At 66.6% G+C, this 13,589-nt stretch carries 11 protein-coding genes; 6 read left to right on the top strand and 5 right to left on the bottom strand.

Going from position 1 to position 13,589, the window contains the following annotated elements; translation table 11 throughout:
* Positions 1-41: 41 nt before the first annotated feature.
* From H582_RS0120785 to H582_RS0120775, 3 genes are all read right to left on the bottom strand, one after another.
* Positions 42-1,694, bottom strand: a complete 1,653-nt coding sequence (locus H582_RS0120785) for a response regulator (protein WP_028600082.1) — start codon at positions 1,692-1,694, stop codon at positions 42-44.
* The gene (locus tag H582_RS0120780) at positions 1,669-3,477 is read right to left on the bottom strand and encodes a sensor histidine kinase (protein WP_043111679.1); all 1,809 of its coding nucleotides are present in this window, start codon (positions 3,475-3,477) and stop codon (positions 1,669-1,671) included. The genes H582_RS0120785 and H582_RS0120780 overlap by 26 nt, the downstream gene beginning before the upstream one ends.
* A gap of 235 nt (positions 3,478-3,712) precedes the next feature.
* Entirely contained in the window at positions 3,713-4,660 is a 948-nt protein-coding gene (locus tag H582_RS0120775; RefSeq protein ID WP_028600080.1) for a ribose-phosphate diphosphokinase, read from the bottom strand.
* Positions 4,661-4,842: 182 nt separating this feature from the next.
* On the opposite strand from H582_RS0120775, the gene H582_RS28755 reads away from it, so the two are divergent.
* The 3 genes from H582_RS28755 (at position 4,843) to H582_RS0120760 (ending at position 7,731) form a co-directional block, all read left to right on the top strand.
* Complete coding sequence (locus H582_RS28755) at positions 4,843-6,081, top strand: MFS transporter (protein WP_084137485.1); 1,239 nt, start codon at positions 4,843-4,845, stop codon at positions 6,079-6,081.
* Between the two features lie 4 nt (positions 6,082-6,085).
* Complete coding sequence (locus H582_RS0120765; protein WP_028600079.1) at positions 6,086-6,796, top strand: MOSC domain-containing protein; 711 nt, start codon at positions 6,086-6,088, stop codon at positions 6,794-6,796.
* Between the two features lie 563 nt (positions 6,797-7,359).
* Positions 7,360-7,731 (top strand): hypothetical protein, encoded by a 372-nt coding sequence (locus H582_RS0120760; protein ID WP_028600078.1) that lies wholly within the window; start codon positions 7,360-7,362, stop codon positions 7,729-7,731.
* Positions 7,732-7,748: 17 nt separating this feature from the next.
* Here the strand turns inward: H582_RS0120760 and H582_RS0120755 are convergent, their stop codons facing one another.
* Entirely contained in the window at positions 7,749-8,243 is a 495-nt protein-coding gene (locus tag H582_RS0120755; RefSeq protein WP_028600077.1) for an LURP-one-related family protein, read from the bottom strand.
* A gap of 208 nt (positions 8,244-8,451) precedes the next feature.
* Here H582_RS0120755 and H582_RS0120750 point away from each other — a divergent pair, with 208 nt between their 5' ends.
* The 3 genes from H582_RS0120750 to H582_RS0120735 all read left to right on the top strand — a co-directional run bounded on the left by H582_RS0120750 (position 8,452) and on the right by H582_RS0120735 (position 12,424).
* Complete coding sequence (locus H582_RS0120750) at positions 8,452-9,981, top strand: long-chain-fatty-acid--CoA ligase (RefSeq protein WP_028600076.1); 1,530 nt, start codon at positions 8,452-8,454, stop codon at positions 9,979-9,981.
* A 255-nt stretch (positions 9,982-10,236) separates the two neighbouring features.
* Entirely contained in the window at positions 10,237-10,746 is a 510-nt protein-coding gene (locus H582_RS0120740) for an SRPBCC domain-containing protein (protein WP_028600075.1), read from the top strand.
* Positions 10,747-10,960: 214 nt separating this feature from the next.
* Positions 10,961-12,424 (top strand): M20/M25/M40 family metallo-hydrolase, encoded by a 1,464-nt coding sequence (locus tag H582_RS0120735; RefSeq protein WP_084137483.1) that lies wholly within the window; start codon positions 10,961-10,963, stop codon positions 12,422-12,424.
* 263 nt (positions 12,425-12,687) lie between these two features.
* Here the strand turns inward: H582_RS0120735 and H582_RS0120730 are convergent, their stop codons facing one another.
* On the bottom strand, positions 12,688-13,449 hold the full coding sequence (locus H582_RS0120730) for a hypothetical protein (protein ID WP_028600073.1): 762 nt from the start codon (positions 13,447-13,449) through the stop codon (positions 12,688-12,690).
* Positions 13,450-13,589 lie beyond the last annotated feature (140 nt).

Here is a 13,589-nt window from a genome sequence, read left to right as displayed (position 1 = left end):
GTCCGGCTTGCTCCCGGAATCCAAAAAGCAGAGCCATCCCGTCAAAAATCAGAGGGGCATTTTTTGAACTCGCTCGGCGTCCGTCCCGTCCATTTTTTGAACACCTGGCTGAAATAAGGCGCGTTGTCGCCGAAGCCGAACCGCTCCGCCAGCTCGGCGACGCGCGCGTCTCCGCCGCTGCGGATATGCCGGCACGCCTCGCGGATGCGATGCCGGTTCAGGTAGGCGGAGAAGCTCTCCCCGGTCGCCTTCTTGAACATCTTGCCGACATAGTCGGCGTTCATGAACAGCTGGCCGGCCGCGACCGCCCCGAGCGTCAGGCCGGAATCGGCGTAGTCCTGCTCGATGATCGCGATCAGCCGCTCGACGGCCGACGACTGGCGGCTCAGCGTCAGGCGGTGGTAATGGTCGGCGAGCCGCATCGCGCTGTCCGTGACGAACTCGCCGAGCCCGGCGAGCGTGTCGATGCCGGACAGCTCCGCCGCCCGCAGCGTGAACGCCTCGGCCTCCGCCTCGGGGCAGACGCGGATCATCGCCGCATACAGCTGCAGCACGCAGGAGCGGGCCGCCGGCAGCGCCGCCCGCCGCTCCGCCAGCTCGCCGAGAAAGCGCTCGATCTCCAGGCGCGCCTCGTCCGCCAGGCCGGAGCGCAGCAGCAGGCAGAGCCGCTCCTCGTCCGGCTCCGGCAGCGCCTCGGCGCCTTGCGCCGCCGGCAGGTCGCTGCGGACGATGAGGCTGTCGTCGCCGACGTAGAACCGGTGCGCGAGGCACTCCCGCGCCTCGCGATACAGCCGGCGCGCCTCGACCATCCGGCCCGCGCTGCTGAGCGCGGCCGTCGCCTCCAGCTTGTAGAAGCGCCGGAACGTTTCCTGCACGCGGCCGATGCGCGCCTCCAGCTCCGGCGCGAGCCGCTGCGGCGAGCCGGCTTTGGCCTCCTTAACCCGCATCGTCCCGACCGCCTCGACCGCCCCGTCCGTCCCGCGCGCAGCCTCGTCGTCCGGCTCGCCGCCGTCGTCCAGCACGACCAGCAGCGTGCCGTCGATCGTCGTGCTGAGCAGGATGCCCGGGATGAGCTCCGCCGCGATGTTGGACAGCGCGAACAGCTGCGCGTAATCCGGCTCGCCCGCCGGGCTGAGCAGCATGAGCCGCACGGGCCGGCCGTCCAGCTCCATGCCGAACAGGCTCTGGTACAGCGCCAGATCGCGGCTGCCGTAGGTGCGGTTCGTGATGAACTCCTTGAGGAACTGCTCCTTCACATGCGGCAGCATGCGGCGGTAGCGCTGCTCCATCTCCGAGAGGAAGCCGTCCCGCTCGTCCTCCTCCTCCAGCTCCCGCGCCAGCTCCGTCAGCGCCTCGCCGATCTGCTGCTCGCTGCATGGCTTGAGCAGGTAGTGGCGGACGCCGTGCTGCATCGCGCGGCGGGCATAGTCGAAGTCCTTGTACCCGGTCAGCATCGCGAAGCGGATGCGCGTATGCCGCTCCGCCGTCCGCTCCACGAGGCCGAGCCCGTCGAGGCCCGGCATCCGGATGTCGGTCAGCACGAGGTCGGGACGCTCCCGCTCGATCGCCTCCAGCGCCTCGAGCCCGTTGCGCGCCGTTCCGGCGAGCCGCAGTCCGAGCCCGCTCCAGTCCAGCACTTTGGCGATGCCCTCCACGATCAGCCTTTCGTCATCGACCAGCAGCACGCTTCGCATGGCTTGTCTCCTCCCTTTCCTCCGTATAAGGCATGTCCAGCCTGACCGTCGTTCCCTTGCCCTCGGCGCTTTCGATCTCGAGGCTCGCGTCGCCTCCATACGTCAGCCGCAGCCGTTCGGCGATGTTCGCCAGGCCGATGCCTTGACCGCGCGTGCGCACCTCGCCCCGGCGCAGCCGCTCCACGAACTCCGGCGGCATGCCCGGCCCCGTATCGGATACGGCCAGCCGCAGCCGGCCTCCGGACGTGGACGCGCTCACCGTGATGACGCATGGCTCGATCATCGGCTCCAGCGCGTAGTGGACGGCGTTCTCCACGAGCGGCTGCAGCGTCAGCTTGGGCAGCAGCGCCGGCAGCGCCTCCTCCTCCGCCTCCAGCCGGAAGTCCAGCCGCTCCTCGTAGCGGATCGCCTGGATCGTGACGTAGCTGCGCACGAGCTCCAGCTCCTGCTCCAGCGGGAGCAGGTCCTCGGTGCCGCTGATCGAGCTGCGCATCAGATGGCCGAGCGCCTCGACCATCTCGGAGATGCTTCTCTGCCCGTTCATCTTGGCCTGCCAGTTGATCGACTCGAGCGTGTTGTACAGGAAATGCGGATTGATCTGCGCCTGCAGCGCCTTCAGCTCCGCCTCGCGGATCGTCAGCTGCTTGGCGTAGTTCTCGTCGATCAGCTCGCGGATGCGCTGCAGCATCATCGTGAACGTCCGATGCAGGATGCCCGCCTCGTGATGGGACAGCTCCGGCACCGCGCCGAGCGACTGCTCCTCGAGCCGGTCGAGCTGGCCCTTCTCGATCTGCCGCATCTTGCGCAGCAGCAGCAGCATCGGCCGGTTGATGCTGCTTGAAAGCATCGCGCCGAGCAGCAGCGCGGCGAGGAAGATGGCGACGAAGCTGGCCAGCACGATCCGCTTGACCGCGGTCAGCTGGCGGAACATCTCGTCGAATGGCGTGACGTACAAATACGTCCAGCCCATGTCCTTGGACGCCATGAGCGCCGTGAAATACTCGCCTCCGGCATAGGACTCCACGCCGTACGGCTTGCCCTGCGCGGCGGTGCGGGCCGCCTCCGCGGCCGTCAGCGGCATGTCGTCCGCGAGCGGATAGATGATGTCCTTGCCGTCCGTCAGGATGAGGCGCGCCTGGCCCGGGCCCGTATCCATCTGATCCTCGATGATGCGGTCGATGCGCGTGCGGATGATCAGCGTGCCCAGGTTGTCGAACGTCAGGTTCTGCGTCGTGAACGAGCGGATCTTGCGCACCGAGAGCAGCGCCGCCCGCTTGTCCGCGGTCACCTTCCACGCATGCGCCCCGTCCGTCCGCTCGGCGAGCGCGACCAGATCGAGCTGCATGCCAGCGGTGATGCCTTCGCGGTTGCCCGCGGAGATCGGGATGCCGCGCGTGTCGATGAGCAGGATCGAATAGACATCCTTCTCCGATCCGGCATAGCTGATCAGCTGGTCGGCGACCCGCTTGCGCAGCACGTTCTGCTCGTACGACGTCAGCGAGCCGCTCAGCTTGCCGAGCGCCTGCTGGATGACCGGGTCGGCCAGCACGCGGAAGCTGAGTCCCTCCACCTCCCGCAGCCGGTTCTCGATGGCGATCGACGACGTGCCGAGCACCTGCGACGATTTCTCGTAGATCTGGCGGTCGTAGATTCGGAACACATAGCCGAGCACGAGCTGGTAGAACACGAAGCAGCCGATCATCAGCACCGACAGCAGCAGCAGCATCTTGTGATGGATCGACAGATTGTTGTAAGCGCTTCTAATTCGGTTCAGGCGCGGCATGCCGGACCTCCTTCGGATGCGGATGGCGGTCTCGGCCCTAGGCCGAGTTTTTATTAGAAAGTATAGCACGCAAGCCGCCGCCGAGGGCGCGCAGCGGGCATGTTTCCGGATTTTTGCCGGCTTTCGCCGGAAAAGTGAAGCCTCTGCCGAACGCGAAAAGCCCTGCTGCCGGATCGGATCCGGGGAGCAGGGCCTGGGGCGCGGCCGTTCGGGCGCGGACTCGCGCGGCGCGCCGTCAGATGCCGCGGTTTTTGAACAAGGTGGCGATAGAGCCGCCGTAGATGTTGGAGCGGATCGCCTCGGTGAACAGGCCCGCCGTCGGGATGACGGTGAGCTTGTCCGACGGGCTGGCCTGCTGCAGGATCGAGTCGGTGACGACGATCTCGCGGATATGCGGATGGTTGAGCTTCTCCAGCGCGTCGCCGGAGAACAGGCCGTGCGTGGCGGCGATGACGACGTCGCGGCCGCCTTTCTCCACGAGCTTCTCGACGACGTTGAACAGCGTGCGGCCGGTGTCGATGATGTCCTCGATGATGACCGGCGTCTTGTCCTTGACGTCGCCGATGACATGCATCTTCTCCTCGCCGGTATGCGGATCGTGGTTCGTCACGACCATCGCGAACGGCGCATGCAGATAGTTGGCCAGCTTCTCGGCGGTGGAGGCCCGTCCGGCGTCCGGCGAGACGATGACCGGGTTCTCGATGTTCTTGGCGCGGATGTGCTCGGTCAGCTCGTCCAGCGCGGTCAGATGGTCGACCGGGAAGGTGAAGAATCCCTGGATCGCCGCCGTGTGGAGGTCCAGCGTGATGATCCGCGAAGCTCCAGCCGTATGCAGCAGGTCGGCGACCAGCTTGGCCGAGATCGCCTCGCGCGGATGGCGCTTGCGCTCCTGGCGGGCGTAGCCGTAGTACGGCATGATGATGTTGATCGTCTTGGCCGAGGCGCGCTTGGCCGCGTCGATCATGATCAGCAGCTCCATGAAGTTCTCGTTGACCGGATCGGACAGCGACTGCACGATGAAGATATGGCAGGTCCGGATCGGCTCGCCGTAGGAGACGTACAGCTCGCCGTTGTCGAACTGGCTCAGCGTCACCTCGCCGAGCGGCAGCCCGAGCTGCTCGCTGATGCTTTTGGCCAGCGGAACATTGGAGGATCCGCTGAAAATTTTCACTTTATCCGTCATTAGGTATTCTTTCCCTCCCGCGCATTGGATGAGCCTTTGCCCTCATTATAGCCCATCTTCGGGCAAAACTGCAGTCCGCTCGCGGGAAAACGTCCTACGGCTACTTATTTGTTCTCTGAAAAATCGCTATACTGGACGAAACAGACGCTGCTTCCCGCATCAAAGAAAGGAAGGTCGGCTTCATGAACCCAATCCCGGACGAGCCGGGACGCATCGTCCGAGGCTCGGACGACTACCGGCGCGCCGGCCGTTCGCTGTTCGTGGCCGGCGCGGCCACGTTCGGCATGCTGTACAGCGTGCAGCCGCTGCTGCCCGAGTTCGCCCGCGAGTTCGGGCAGACGCCGGCCGGAGCCAGCCTCACGCTGTCGGTCAGCACGGTGCTGCTCGCCGCCGCGCTGCCGATCGCCGGACTGCTGTCCGACCGCATCGGCCGCAAGCGCGTCATGGAAGCATCGCTGCTGCTGGCGAGCCTGATCTGCCTCGCGGCGGCGCTGGCGCCGGGGTTCGCCTCGCTGCTGGCGCTGCGCGCGCTGCTGGGCATCCTGCTGGCCGGACTGCCGGCCGTAGCGATGACCTATCTCGCGGAGGAGATGGATCCCGCCAGCCTCGGCGCCGCGATGGGACTGTACATCAGCGGCAATTCCATCGGCGGCCTCGCCGGCCGCGGAGCGGTCAGCACGATCAGCGACCTCGCCGGCTGGCGCTGGGGCGTCGGCGCGGTCGCGCTGTGCGGCCTGCTCGCCGCCTGGCAGCTCATGCGCCGGCTGCCGGAGCCGCGCCGGAGCGCGGCGAATCGGACGACGCCGCAGGAGATGCTGGCGCATTCGCGCCGCCATCTGCGGCGGCCCGTCCTGCTCGCGCTGTTCGGCATCGGCGCGGTGCTGATGGGCGGCTTCGTCACGCTGTACAGCTATCTCGCCTTCCGGCTGCTGGCCCCGCCGTTCGAGCTGCCGCAAGCGTGGGTCGGCTGGATCTTCATCCTGTTCCTGACCGGCTCGGTCAGCTCCCCGTTCATGGGCAGGCTGCGCGACCGACGCGCCGCGCTCGGCCTGGCGCTCGGCCTGCTGGCCGCCGGACTGGCGCTGACGCTGCCGGAGCAGCTCGGCCTCACGCTGCTCGGCACGGCGCTGTTCACGGCGGGATTTTTCGGCGGACATGCCGTCGCCAGCGCCTGGGTCGGAGCGGCCGCGCCCGCAGGACGCGCGCAGGCGTCCTCGCTGTACCTGCTCTTCTACTATGCCGGCTCGAGCCTGGGCGGGACGGCCGGCGGCCTCGCCTGGAGCGCGGACGGCTGGCCGGGCGTCGTCCGCCTGATCGGCGGCATGCTGGCCGCCGGACTGCTGCTGTGGCTGGCCCTTTGCCTGCTGCCGTCGGCTCGCCTCTCGGCCCGGCCCTATGATCTCGACAAAGGAGAACGATGAACGCATGCGAATCGGACAAACAAGCGAAATCTGGCGCTATCCCGTCAAGTCGATGGGAGGCGAGCGGCTGCAAGGCGTCTCCGTCGAACGGTACGGCCTGGAAGGCGACCGCTTCTGCAGCCTGTACGACGAAGCCAAGGAAGGCTGGAGCAGCTACCATACCGCCCGCAAGTTCCCCGCCCTGCTGATGTACCGCGCCGCCTACGGGGAAGAAGGCGTGCGCGTCGATTCCCCGCTCGGCCCCTCCTACCGCTGGGAGCCCGCCCTCGGGGACGAGCTGGAGCAGGTGACGGGCACGCGCATGTCGATGAGCGCGGAAGGAGCTCCCGGCCGCGAAGGCAACGGCTTGATGGCGGTCGACGCCGCCAGCGTGCTGATCGTCACCGACGCTTCCCTGCGGCGGCTGAAGGCCGCTTGGGGCAAGGAGGCCGAAGCCCTTCGCTTTCGGCCGAACCTGCTGCTGCGGACGGACGATCCCGAGTTCGACGACGAGTCGCTGCTCGGCGCGCGGCTGCGCATCGGCGGCGCGCTGCTGCAGGTCGATTCTTTCTGCCAGCGCTGCTCGATGGTCAATTACGATCCGGACAGCCTGGAGCGCGATCCGTCGCTGCTGCGCGTCGTGAACGACCGCTTCGGGCTGAGCTTCGGGCTGTACGCCTCGGTTCTCGAGCCGGGCCGGATCGCCGAGGGCGATGCCGCGCTGCGCGAGGGCTGAACCCGGGGCGCGCGCGCTGAGCGCGAGCCGGGGCGCCTGTGGGCCGGGCGCGGGCCGGGACGCCTAGGCGGGCGCCTGCGGGCCGGGCGGCGCTCGGTCTTGCGAGCGGCTAATCCAGTCGAAGCGCGGAGGACCGCTTGCGACGAATCAGAGCGTTGGCAGCCCCAAAAAGGGCGGCTCCCGATTCTAACGACGCGTCACGCGCTTAGCCCTGCAAAAAGGCCGGAAAAACATGCAGAATGATGCGATCGGCCTATTGGAAGCGTCTGACGCGTCGTTACATTTTTGGAAGTGCGAAAAAAAGGGCTCTAAGCGTCTGAGGCGTCGTTAGCAACGGATGGGGAACGACTCAAGTCCAGCGGAACCGTCGGAAACCAACTTTTGCAAAAGTCGCGAGTCGAACCAATCGGCAGCACGCGGCGGTCCGACCGGAGGCATGCTGCCACAGGCTGGCCCTGGATAAGGAAGTAGTCTTTCATGCTCCCCCGGCAGGCGCCCCGAACGTTTCGCAGCTTCTATCATAATCTGCTAGGGAAGCCAATCCGAAAGGAAGATTCCCTCCGATGAAACCTGTGCAAGCCAGCCAGACCTATCCCCGCCTCACCGTCTACTCCGAAGAGCGCTACGGCGGCGTCAGCCGCATCTACCGGGGCAACCTCGGCATCCGCGATACGGACCGCATCCTCGACGGTTTTGAGAGCCTCCGCTTCTTCTCCACCAGCCCGAACGCCACGCTCGTCGTCTTCTCGGAGACGCGCTTCCGCGGCAACTACCGCGTCTACCGCGGCTCGGTCCGCAACCTGCCCGATCTGGACGATCTGATCGGCGGCGAGGATGTCGAGTCGCTGATCTCGACGAACCAATCGCTGACCGACGCGCAGATCCGCGAGATCCGCCGCACGGGCTCGCTGCCCGCCGGCTATCGTCTGCTCTAGCGGTTCTCCGCCAGCGCTCAGACGCCTCCCGCTGCCGACGACTGCTTCTGCATCGCGTTCATGCCGAGAATGACCGCCGCCCACTCCAGCGGCGGCACTTGGCATTCGCCGCACTCGAGGCGAAAAGCTCCGGCCGACATCCAGCCGCTCACCCGCTCGAAGCGGCCCACGATCCGCCCGTCCTCGTCGGCGATCTCGTACTCTTTGGACATCGCGGGCGACGTCAGCTGGTAGACGCCTCGACCGTAGCTGTCATATTCGAAGCGCTTGGAGAAAAAGGCCATCCGCCAGCGCAGCTGTCCGATCTCCTCGCCGCCGGCCTGCAGCACCCTCCACTTGCTCGAAAAGGCCAGGAACCTTCCTTCGTACAAGCTTTCGCCCGCTGCGCCGAAAATCTCCAGCGAGGAGCCGAACGCGCTCCTCAGGTCGACCTTGCCGATCGGCCGGCCGGACGCGTCCATGATCTCGGTTTCGCCGGAGCTGAAGAAGTTGTCCCGGAAATAAAGCTCCATCTCACTCATCCTCTCCAAATCTAGTCATCTGGATAAATTCCCTTGCTTCACTAGATTATACCACCTCCATCGCGATCGCCCCACCCTCGCTGCCGGCATCCCGGCAAAAAACGCGCAGGGATTCGGAAGCGCTTCCGCGAATAAGATGGCAGTGAGTCATCGCAGATCCTTCCCCGCCTACCTAGACGAAAAAGGAGCTGACTGAAGCATGAGCTGGAACCTGGTCGAAGCGCTCGAGAACAGCGCGGCAAGCTTCCCGGAACGGGAAGCGTACGTCTACCGAGGAGCAAGCGCCACCTATGCGGAGCTGATCGAGCAGGTGCGCCGCTGCGCCGCCGGCCTGGCCGCCGAAGGCATCGCCAAAGGCGACAAGGTTGTGCTGCTGCTCGGCAACGCCCCGGAGTTCATCGTCTCCCTCTACGGCGCGCTCGCCCTCGGAGCGATCGTCGTGCCCGTCAATCCGACCTATACGGCGGATGAGCTCGCGTACATCCTCGCCGACAGCGGAGCTCGCGCCGCGATCGCCGCCGCGCCGCTGCGGCCGCTGCTCGCCGCCCTGCAAGCCCGGCTGCCCCGCCCGATCCAGCCTTTCTACGTCGGCGAAGAAGAAGGCGAGGATTCCTTTGCCCGTCTGCTTCAGCTCGGCGCCGGACATCTTGAATCCGCTTACATCGATGAAAAGGACACCGCCGTCATCCTCTACACCTCGGGCACGACCGGCAAGCCGAAGGGCGCGATGCTGTCCCATCGCAATCTGGCGACAAACGCCGAATCGGTCTATACGATGTTCGAGCTGACCGAAAACGAGCGCGCCGTGGCCGTGCTGCCGATGTTCCACATCTACTCCCTGACCGTCTGCCTGAACGCTCCGCTCGCGGTCGGCGCCTGCATCATCATCCTCCCGCGCTTCCATCCGGTGGAGACGATCGCGGCGATCCGCGAGCAGCGGGCGACGATGTTCTCCGGCGTGCCGACGATGTACGCCTACCTGCTGCAGGTGCCGGACGCGACGGCCGCCGACTTCGCCACGCTCCGGCTCTGCTCCTCCGGCGGCGCCTCGCTGCCCGTGGAGATGCTGCGCAAGGTCGAGGAGCGGTTCGGCGTCGTCATCTACGAGGGCTACGGCCTGTCGGAAGCGGCGCCGGTGACGGCGTTCAATCCGCTCGGCGGCAAGCGCAAGCCGGGCTCGGTCGGCGTCGACATCCCGCGCGTCACGAACCGCATCGTCGATCACCAGGGCAACGAGGTGCCTCGCGGCGAGATCGGCGAGCTGATCGTGCAGGGGCCGAACGTCATGCAAGGCTACTACAAGCTGCCGGACGCCACGGCCGAGGCGCTGCGGGGCGGCTGGCTCCATACCGGCGACATCGCCCGCATGGACGAGGAAGGCTACATCTATATCGTCGACCGCATGAAGGACATGATCAACGTCGGCGGCTTCAACGTCTATCCGCGCGAGGTCGAGGAGGTGCTCTACCGCCATCCCGGCGTCTTCGAGGCGGCCGTCGTCGGCGTGCCTGACGAGACGCTCGGAGAGGCGGTCAAGGCGTACGTCGTCCGCAGCGACGAGGCGCTGACGGCCGAGGAGCTGGCCGCCTTCTGCAGCGGCAGCCTCGTCAAGTACAAGCGGCCGACGGCGATCGAGTTCCTCGCCGAGCTGCCCAAGAACAGCTCCGGCAAGACGCTGCGGCGGGCGCTCAAGGAGAAGGCCCAGCAGCCTCCTTCGGCGCAGGCGTAGGCCGCAACGGATCGGATCGGCAGTCAAGCCGATGCTGCTGTCGATGCCTATGCGGCGGTTCGGACGCCGGCGGGAGCGGTCGATGCGGAAGATACGAAGAGCCGGTAGAAGGGCAGACGGACAGCCGCCTGCTGCCGGTTCTTATTCTTCATTTGAATATTCCTTGACAGGAATATTCAAATGAAGCTATAGTGGATTCATGGCTAACGCATCCATGGAACTTGCACCGACTACTTTTCGAGGAGGAATGGGATCATGACCACGAGGATCCGGGTCGAGGGCAATCAGTTCATAATAGAGAGGACCTTCGGCGCTCCGAAGGATCTCGTATTCCGCGCTTTTACCGAAGCCGAGCATCTGAAGAAATGGTGGGGACCGCACGGCTGGACGCTGACAAGATGCGACATCGACTTCCGCCCCGGCGGCGTCTGGCATTACTGCATGAAGTGCGAGGATCCGGCGCAGGGCGACTTCTACGGCATGGAATCCTGGGGCAAGACGATCTATAAGGAAACGAATCCGCAAGACTTCTATTCCTGTACGGACTACTTCTCGGACGAGGAAGGCACGATCAACGAGGAGCTGCCTCCGTGCTTCACGGAGCTGGAGTTCGTGGAGCGGGACGGCTCTACGACCGTCATCAACCGCAGCCGCTACGAGACGGCGGCGCAGCTGCAGTCGGTCATTGACATGGGCATGGAGCATGGCGTCCGCGAAACATGGGACCGGCTCGAGGAGCATCTGGCCGCCGTTCAATCCGCCTGAACCGGACGGGCCGAGGCGAACCGGCTGCCGCCGCCCGCCGGCGGCGATGCGGCTTCGTCCCGGTCCGGACCCCACATCGGATTCGGGCCGGCATGCCGGGGGAATCCGCTCTTCTTCGGGAAGAGAATGTTATCCGTTGACGCGCGGAGGCGGCATTGGTACGGTGGACTTGTACTCCCCGAACCTATCCCCCATGCAAAGGCGGAGATCCCCCATGCCCCAGCCCGCAGTCTCGATCCTGCTTCTCCTGCTCGCGCTCCTGCTCGTCCTGGCGGCCGTCCTGCTCGTGCGGGCAGCGCGGTTCCGGCCCGATGCGGCCGACCTCGCGCCCCATGCCGGCGGCGGCGAGCCGATCCCTGTCGACGCGGACGCCGCCGCCGGCAGGCTGTCCCAGCTGATCCGCAAGCGCACCGTCTCGAGCCGCGAGCCGTCATCGGCCGACCGCGCCGAGTTCCGCTCGCTGCTGGATCTGCTGCCGGATCTTTATCCCGCCGCCCATCGGGCGCTGGAGCGGGAGATCGTGAACGGCCGCACGCTGCTCTACCGGTGGCAAGGGGCCGAGCCGGAGGCGCCGACCGTGCTCATGTCCCATTTTGACGTCGTGCCTGCGGAAGAAGAAGGGTGGCTCCATCCGCCGTTCTCCGGCGAGATCGCGGACGGACGCGTCTGGGGGCGGGGCGCAATTGATACGAAAGGCACGCTCGTCTGCATTCTCGAGGCGGTCGAGCAGCTCGTCGCCAGCGGCTTCAAGCCGAAGCGCGACATCTACCTCTCGTTCTGCGACGACGAAGAGATCGCGGGCGACGGCGCGCCGACCCATGTGCGCCTGCTGCAGGAGCGCGGCATCCGGCCCGGCCTCGTCGTCGACGAGGGCGGCGCCGTAGTGGAGAACATCTTCCCCGGGGTGCGCGGACCGATCGCCGTCGTCGGCGTCGCCGAGAAGGGCGTCAGCGACTTCGAGCTGGTCGTGCGCGGCGCGGGCGGACATGCCTCCGCCCCGCCCCGCCTCGGTCCGGCGTTCCGGCTGGCGCGGGCGATCCAGCGGCTGGAGCGGCGGCCGCCGAAGCCGTTTTTCCCGCCGCCGACGCTGGACATGCTCGATACGCTCGGACGGCGCTCCTCGTTCGGCTACCGGATCCTGTTCGCCAATCTATGGCTGCTGCGTCCGCTGCTGGCGCGCTTGTTCCACCGGCTCTCGCCGGAAACGAGGGCGCTCAGCTCGACGACGATCGCCGTGACGACGCTGCAGGGCAGTCCGGCCGCCAACGTCCTGCCCGCCGAGGCGAAGGCTGGCGCCAATGTGCGCGTCGCCGTCGGAGAAACGGCCGCAGGCGTCGCCACGCGCATGCGGCGGGCGATCGCCGACGATGCCGTCGAGCTCCGCATCGTGCGGGCGGGCGATCCTTCGCCCGTCTCGACGACGCGGGAGGAGCCGTACCGGATCGTGGCCGCGGCGATCCGCGGCACGTATCCCGAGGCGGCCGTGACGCCGTACGTCATGCTCGGAGGCAGCGACTCGCGGCATTTCGCCGCGGTGTGGCCGTATGTATACCGTTTCACCCCGTACGAGCTGAGCCGCGAGGAGCGCGAGACGATCCACGCCGCGAACGAGTCGCTGCCCATCCGCAAGCTCGGCAAAGGCATCGAGTTCTATATCCGCCTCATCCGCAGCGTGTAGCGGACAGCAAAGAAGCGAAGCCCGACCTTCCGGGCTTCGCTTGTTTGTCGTCGTCGGCCGAGGCATGGAGGCGCGCCTGACGACGGGTTCGGCGCGAGCGCTAGGGCGTGTTTGCATACTCCGAAGGGAGCCGATAGGGCCGAATTTTTGGTCCTTGCGAGGAACGTAGGCGAAGGCGTACCGGGGGTACGTCGAGTCTGCGTGACAAAGCAGGGGGCAAAAAGGCGGTGATAGATGCCCCTGAGCGGGTTTGCAAACACGCCCTAGAACAGCAGGCTGAACAGCACGAGCAGCACGACCGCATACGACGCGATCGAAGCGGCGATGAACGCGAAGCGCCGCTCCTGGCGCACCTCGAACAGCTCCGCCGCGCCCGTCACCGTCGTCGCCAGCGTCACGAGCAGCGTGACGACGAGCAGCAGCAGCGACAGCCGGATGCTCGCCAGCGCCGCGATGCCGGCTGCGGCGAAGCCTGCGCCCGACAAGAGCTGCATCGCGCCGAGCGGCACGGCAGCCTGGAGGAGGCTGCGCTTGCGGCTGCCGAAGCGGCTCCCGAACAGGTACAGGCTGCCCAGCAGCGCCGCCAGCGACAGCGCTCCCCCGAGCAGCATCCTCAGCGCGAGGCCGAAGTCAAAGCCCGGCTCGTAGGCGAACAGGCCGCCGAAGCCGAACAGGCTGTAGAACAGCCCCTGCAGCGCCTTTTGCATGAACAGCGTCCAGACCAGGAAGCCGAGCACGGATGCGCCGAGGCCGATCCAGCCGTAAGCCGAGTCCCGCTCCGGCTCCTCCCGCAGCCCCTGCAGCGGATCGCGCAGCAGCGCGGCCAGACGGCGGCCGTCCACCTGCTTGAGGCGCGCCGCAGCCGCGCCGCCCATGCCCTTGGCCGAAGCGCCTTGGGCCGCCAAGGAGGCAGCCGCTTCATGCTCGGCCGCGAACGGCGGCGCGGATCGGCCGTAAGACGGCGGACGCTCCTCTTCCTCGCGGAGATCGGCTGGAATCGGACGGTTTTGCGGATCAGTAGACATGACTTGAAATCCTCCCTTTTTATGGTCGATTAAGGGGAATATCGGCAATTCCGCCTCTGTCCGACACCTCGATCTGCTTGCGGGCGATAGCGCCTTCCCGATTGGTCGCGGCTCCGAGGCCCTCCGGACCGGTTTTCCTG

It is taken from the genome of Paenibacillus pasadenensis DSM 19293 (assembly GCF_000422485.1).
Lineage (GTDB): Bacteria > Bacillota > Bacilli > Paenibacillales > Paenibacillaceae > Paenibacillus_O > Paenibacillus_O pasadenensis.
This window is presented reverse-complemented; position numbering and strand designations above follow the sequence as displayed.

Excerpts from the sequence above, each read along its gene's own strand:
- H582_RS0120785 (WP_028600082.1), bottom strand. The coding sequence starts at position 1,694 with ATGCGAAGCGTGCTGCTGGTCGATGACGAAAGGCTGATCGTGGAGGGC.
- H582_RS0120780 (WP_043111679.1), bottom strand. The coding sequence starts at position 3,477 with ATGCCGCGCCTGAACCGAATTAGAAGCGCTTACAACAATCTGTCGATC.
- H582_RS0120775 (WP_028600080.1), bottom strand. The coding sequence starts at position 4,660 with ATGACGGATAAAGTGAAAATTTTCAGCGGATCCTCCAATGTTCCGCTG.
- H582_RS28755 (WP_084137485.1), top strand. The coding sequence starts at position 4,843 with ATGAACCCAATCCCGGACGAGCCGGGACGCATCGTCCGAGGCTCGGAC.
- H582_RS0120765 (WP_028600079.1), top strand. The coding sequence starts at position 6,086 with ATGCGAATCGGACAAACAAGCGAAATCTGGCGCTATCCCGTCAAGTCG.
- H582_RS0120760 (WP_028600078.1), top strand. The coding sequence starts at position 7,360 with ATGAAACCTGTGCAAGCCAGCCAGACCTATCCCCGCCTCACCGTCTAC.
- H582_RS0120755 (WP_028600077.1), bottom strand. The coding sequence starts at position 8,243 with ATGGAGCTTTATTTCCGGGACAACTTCTTCAGCTCCGGCGAAACCGAG.
- H582_RS0120750 (WP_028600076.1), top strand. The coding sequence starts at position 8,452 with ATGAGCTGGAACCTGGTCGAAGCGCTCGAGAACAGCGCGGCAAGCTTC.
- H582_RS0120740 (WP_028600075.1), top strand. The coding sequence starts at position 10,237 with ATGACCACGAGGATCCGGGTCGAGGGCAATCAGTTCATAATAGAGAGG.
- H582_RS0120735 (WP_084137483.1), top strand. The coding sequence starts at position 10,961 with ATGCCCCAGCCCGCAGTCTCGATCCTGCTTCTCCTGCTCGCGCTCCTG.
- H582_RS0120730 (WP_028600073.1), bottom strand. The coding sequence starts at position 13,449 with ATGTCTACTGATCCGCAAAACCGTCCGATTCCAGCCGATCTCCGCGAG.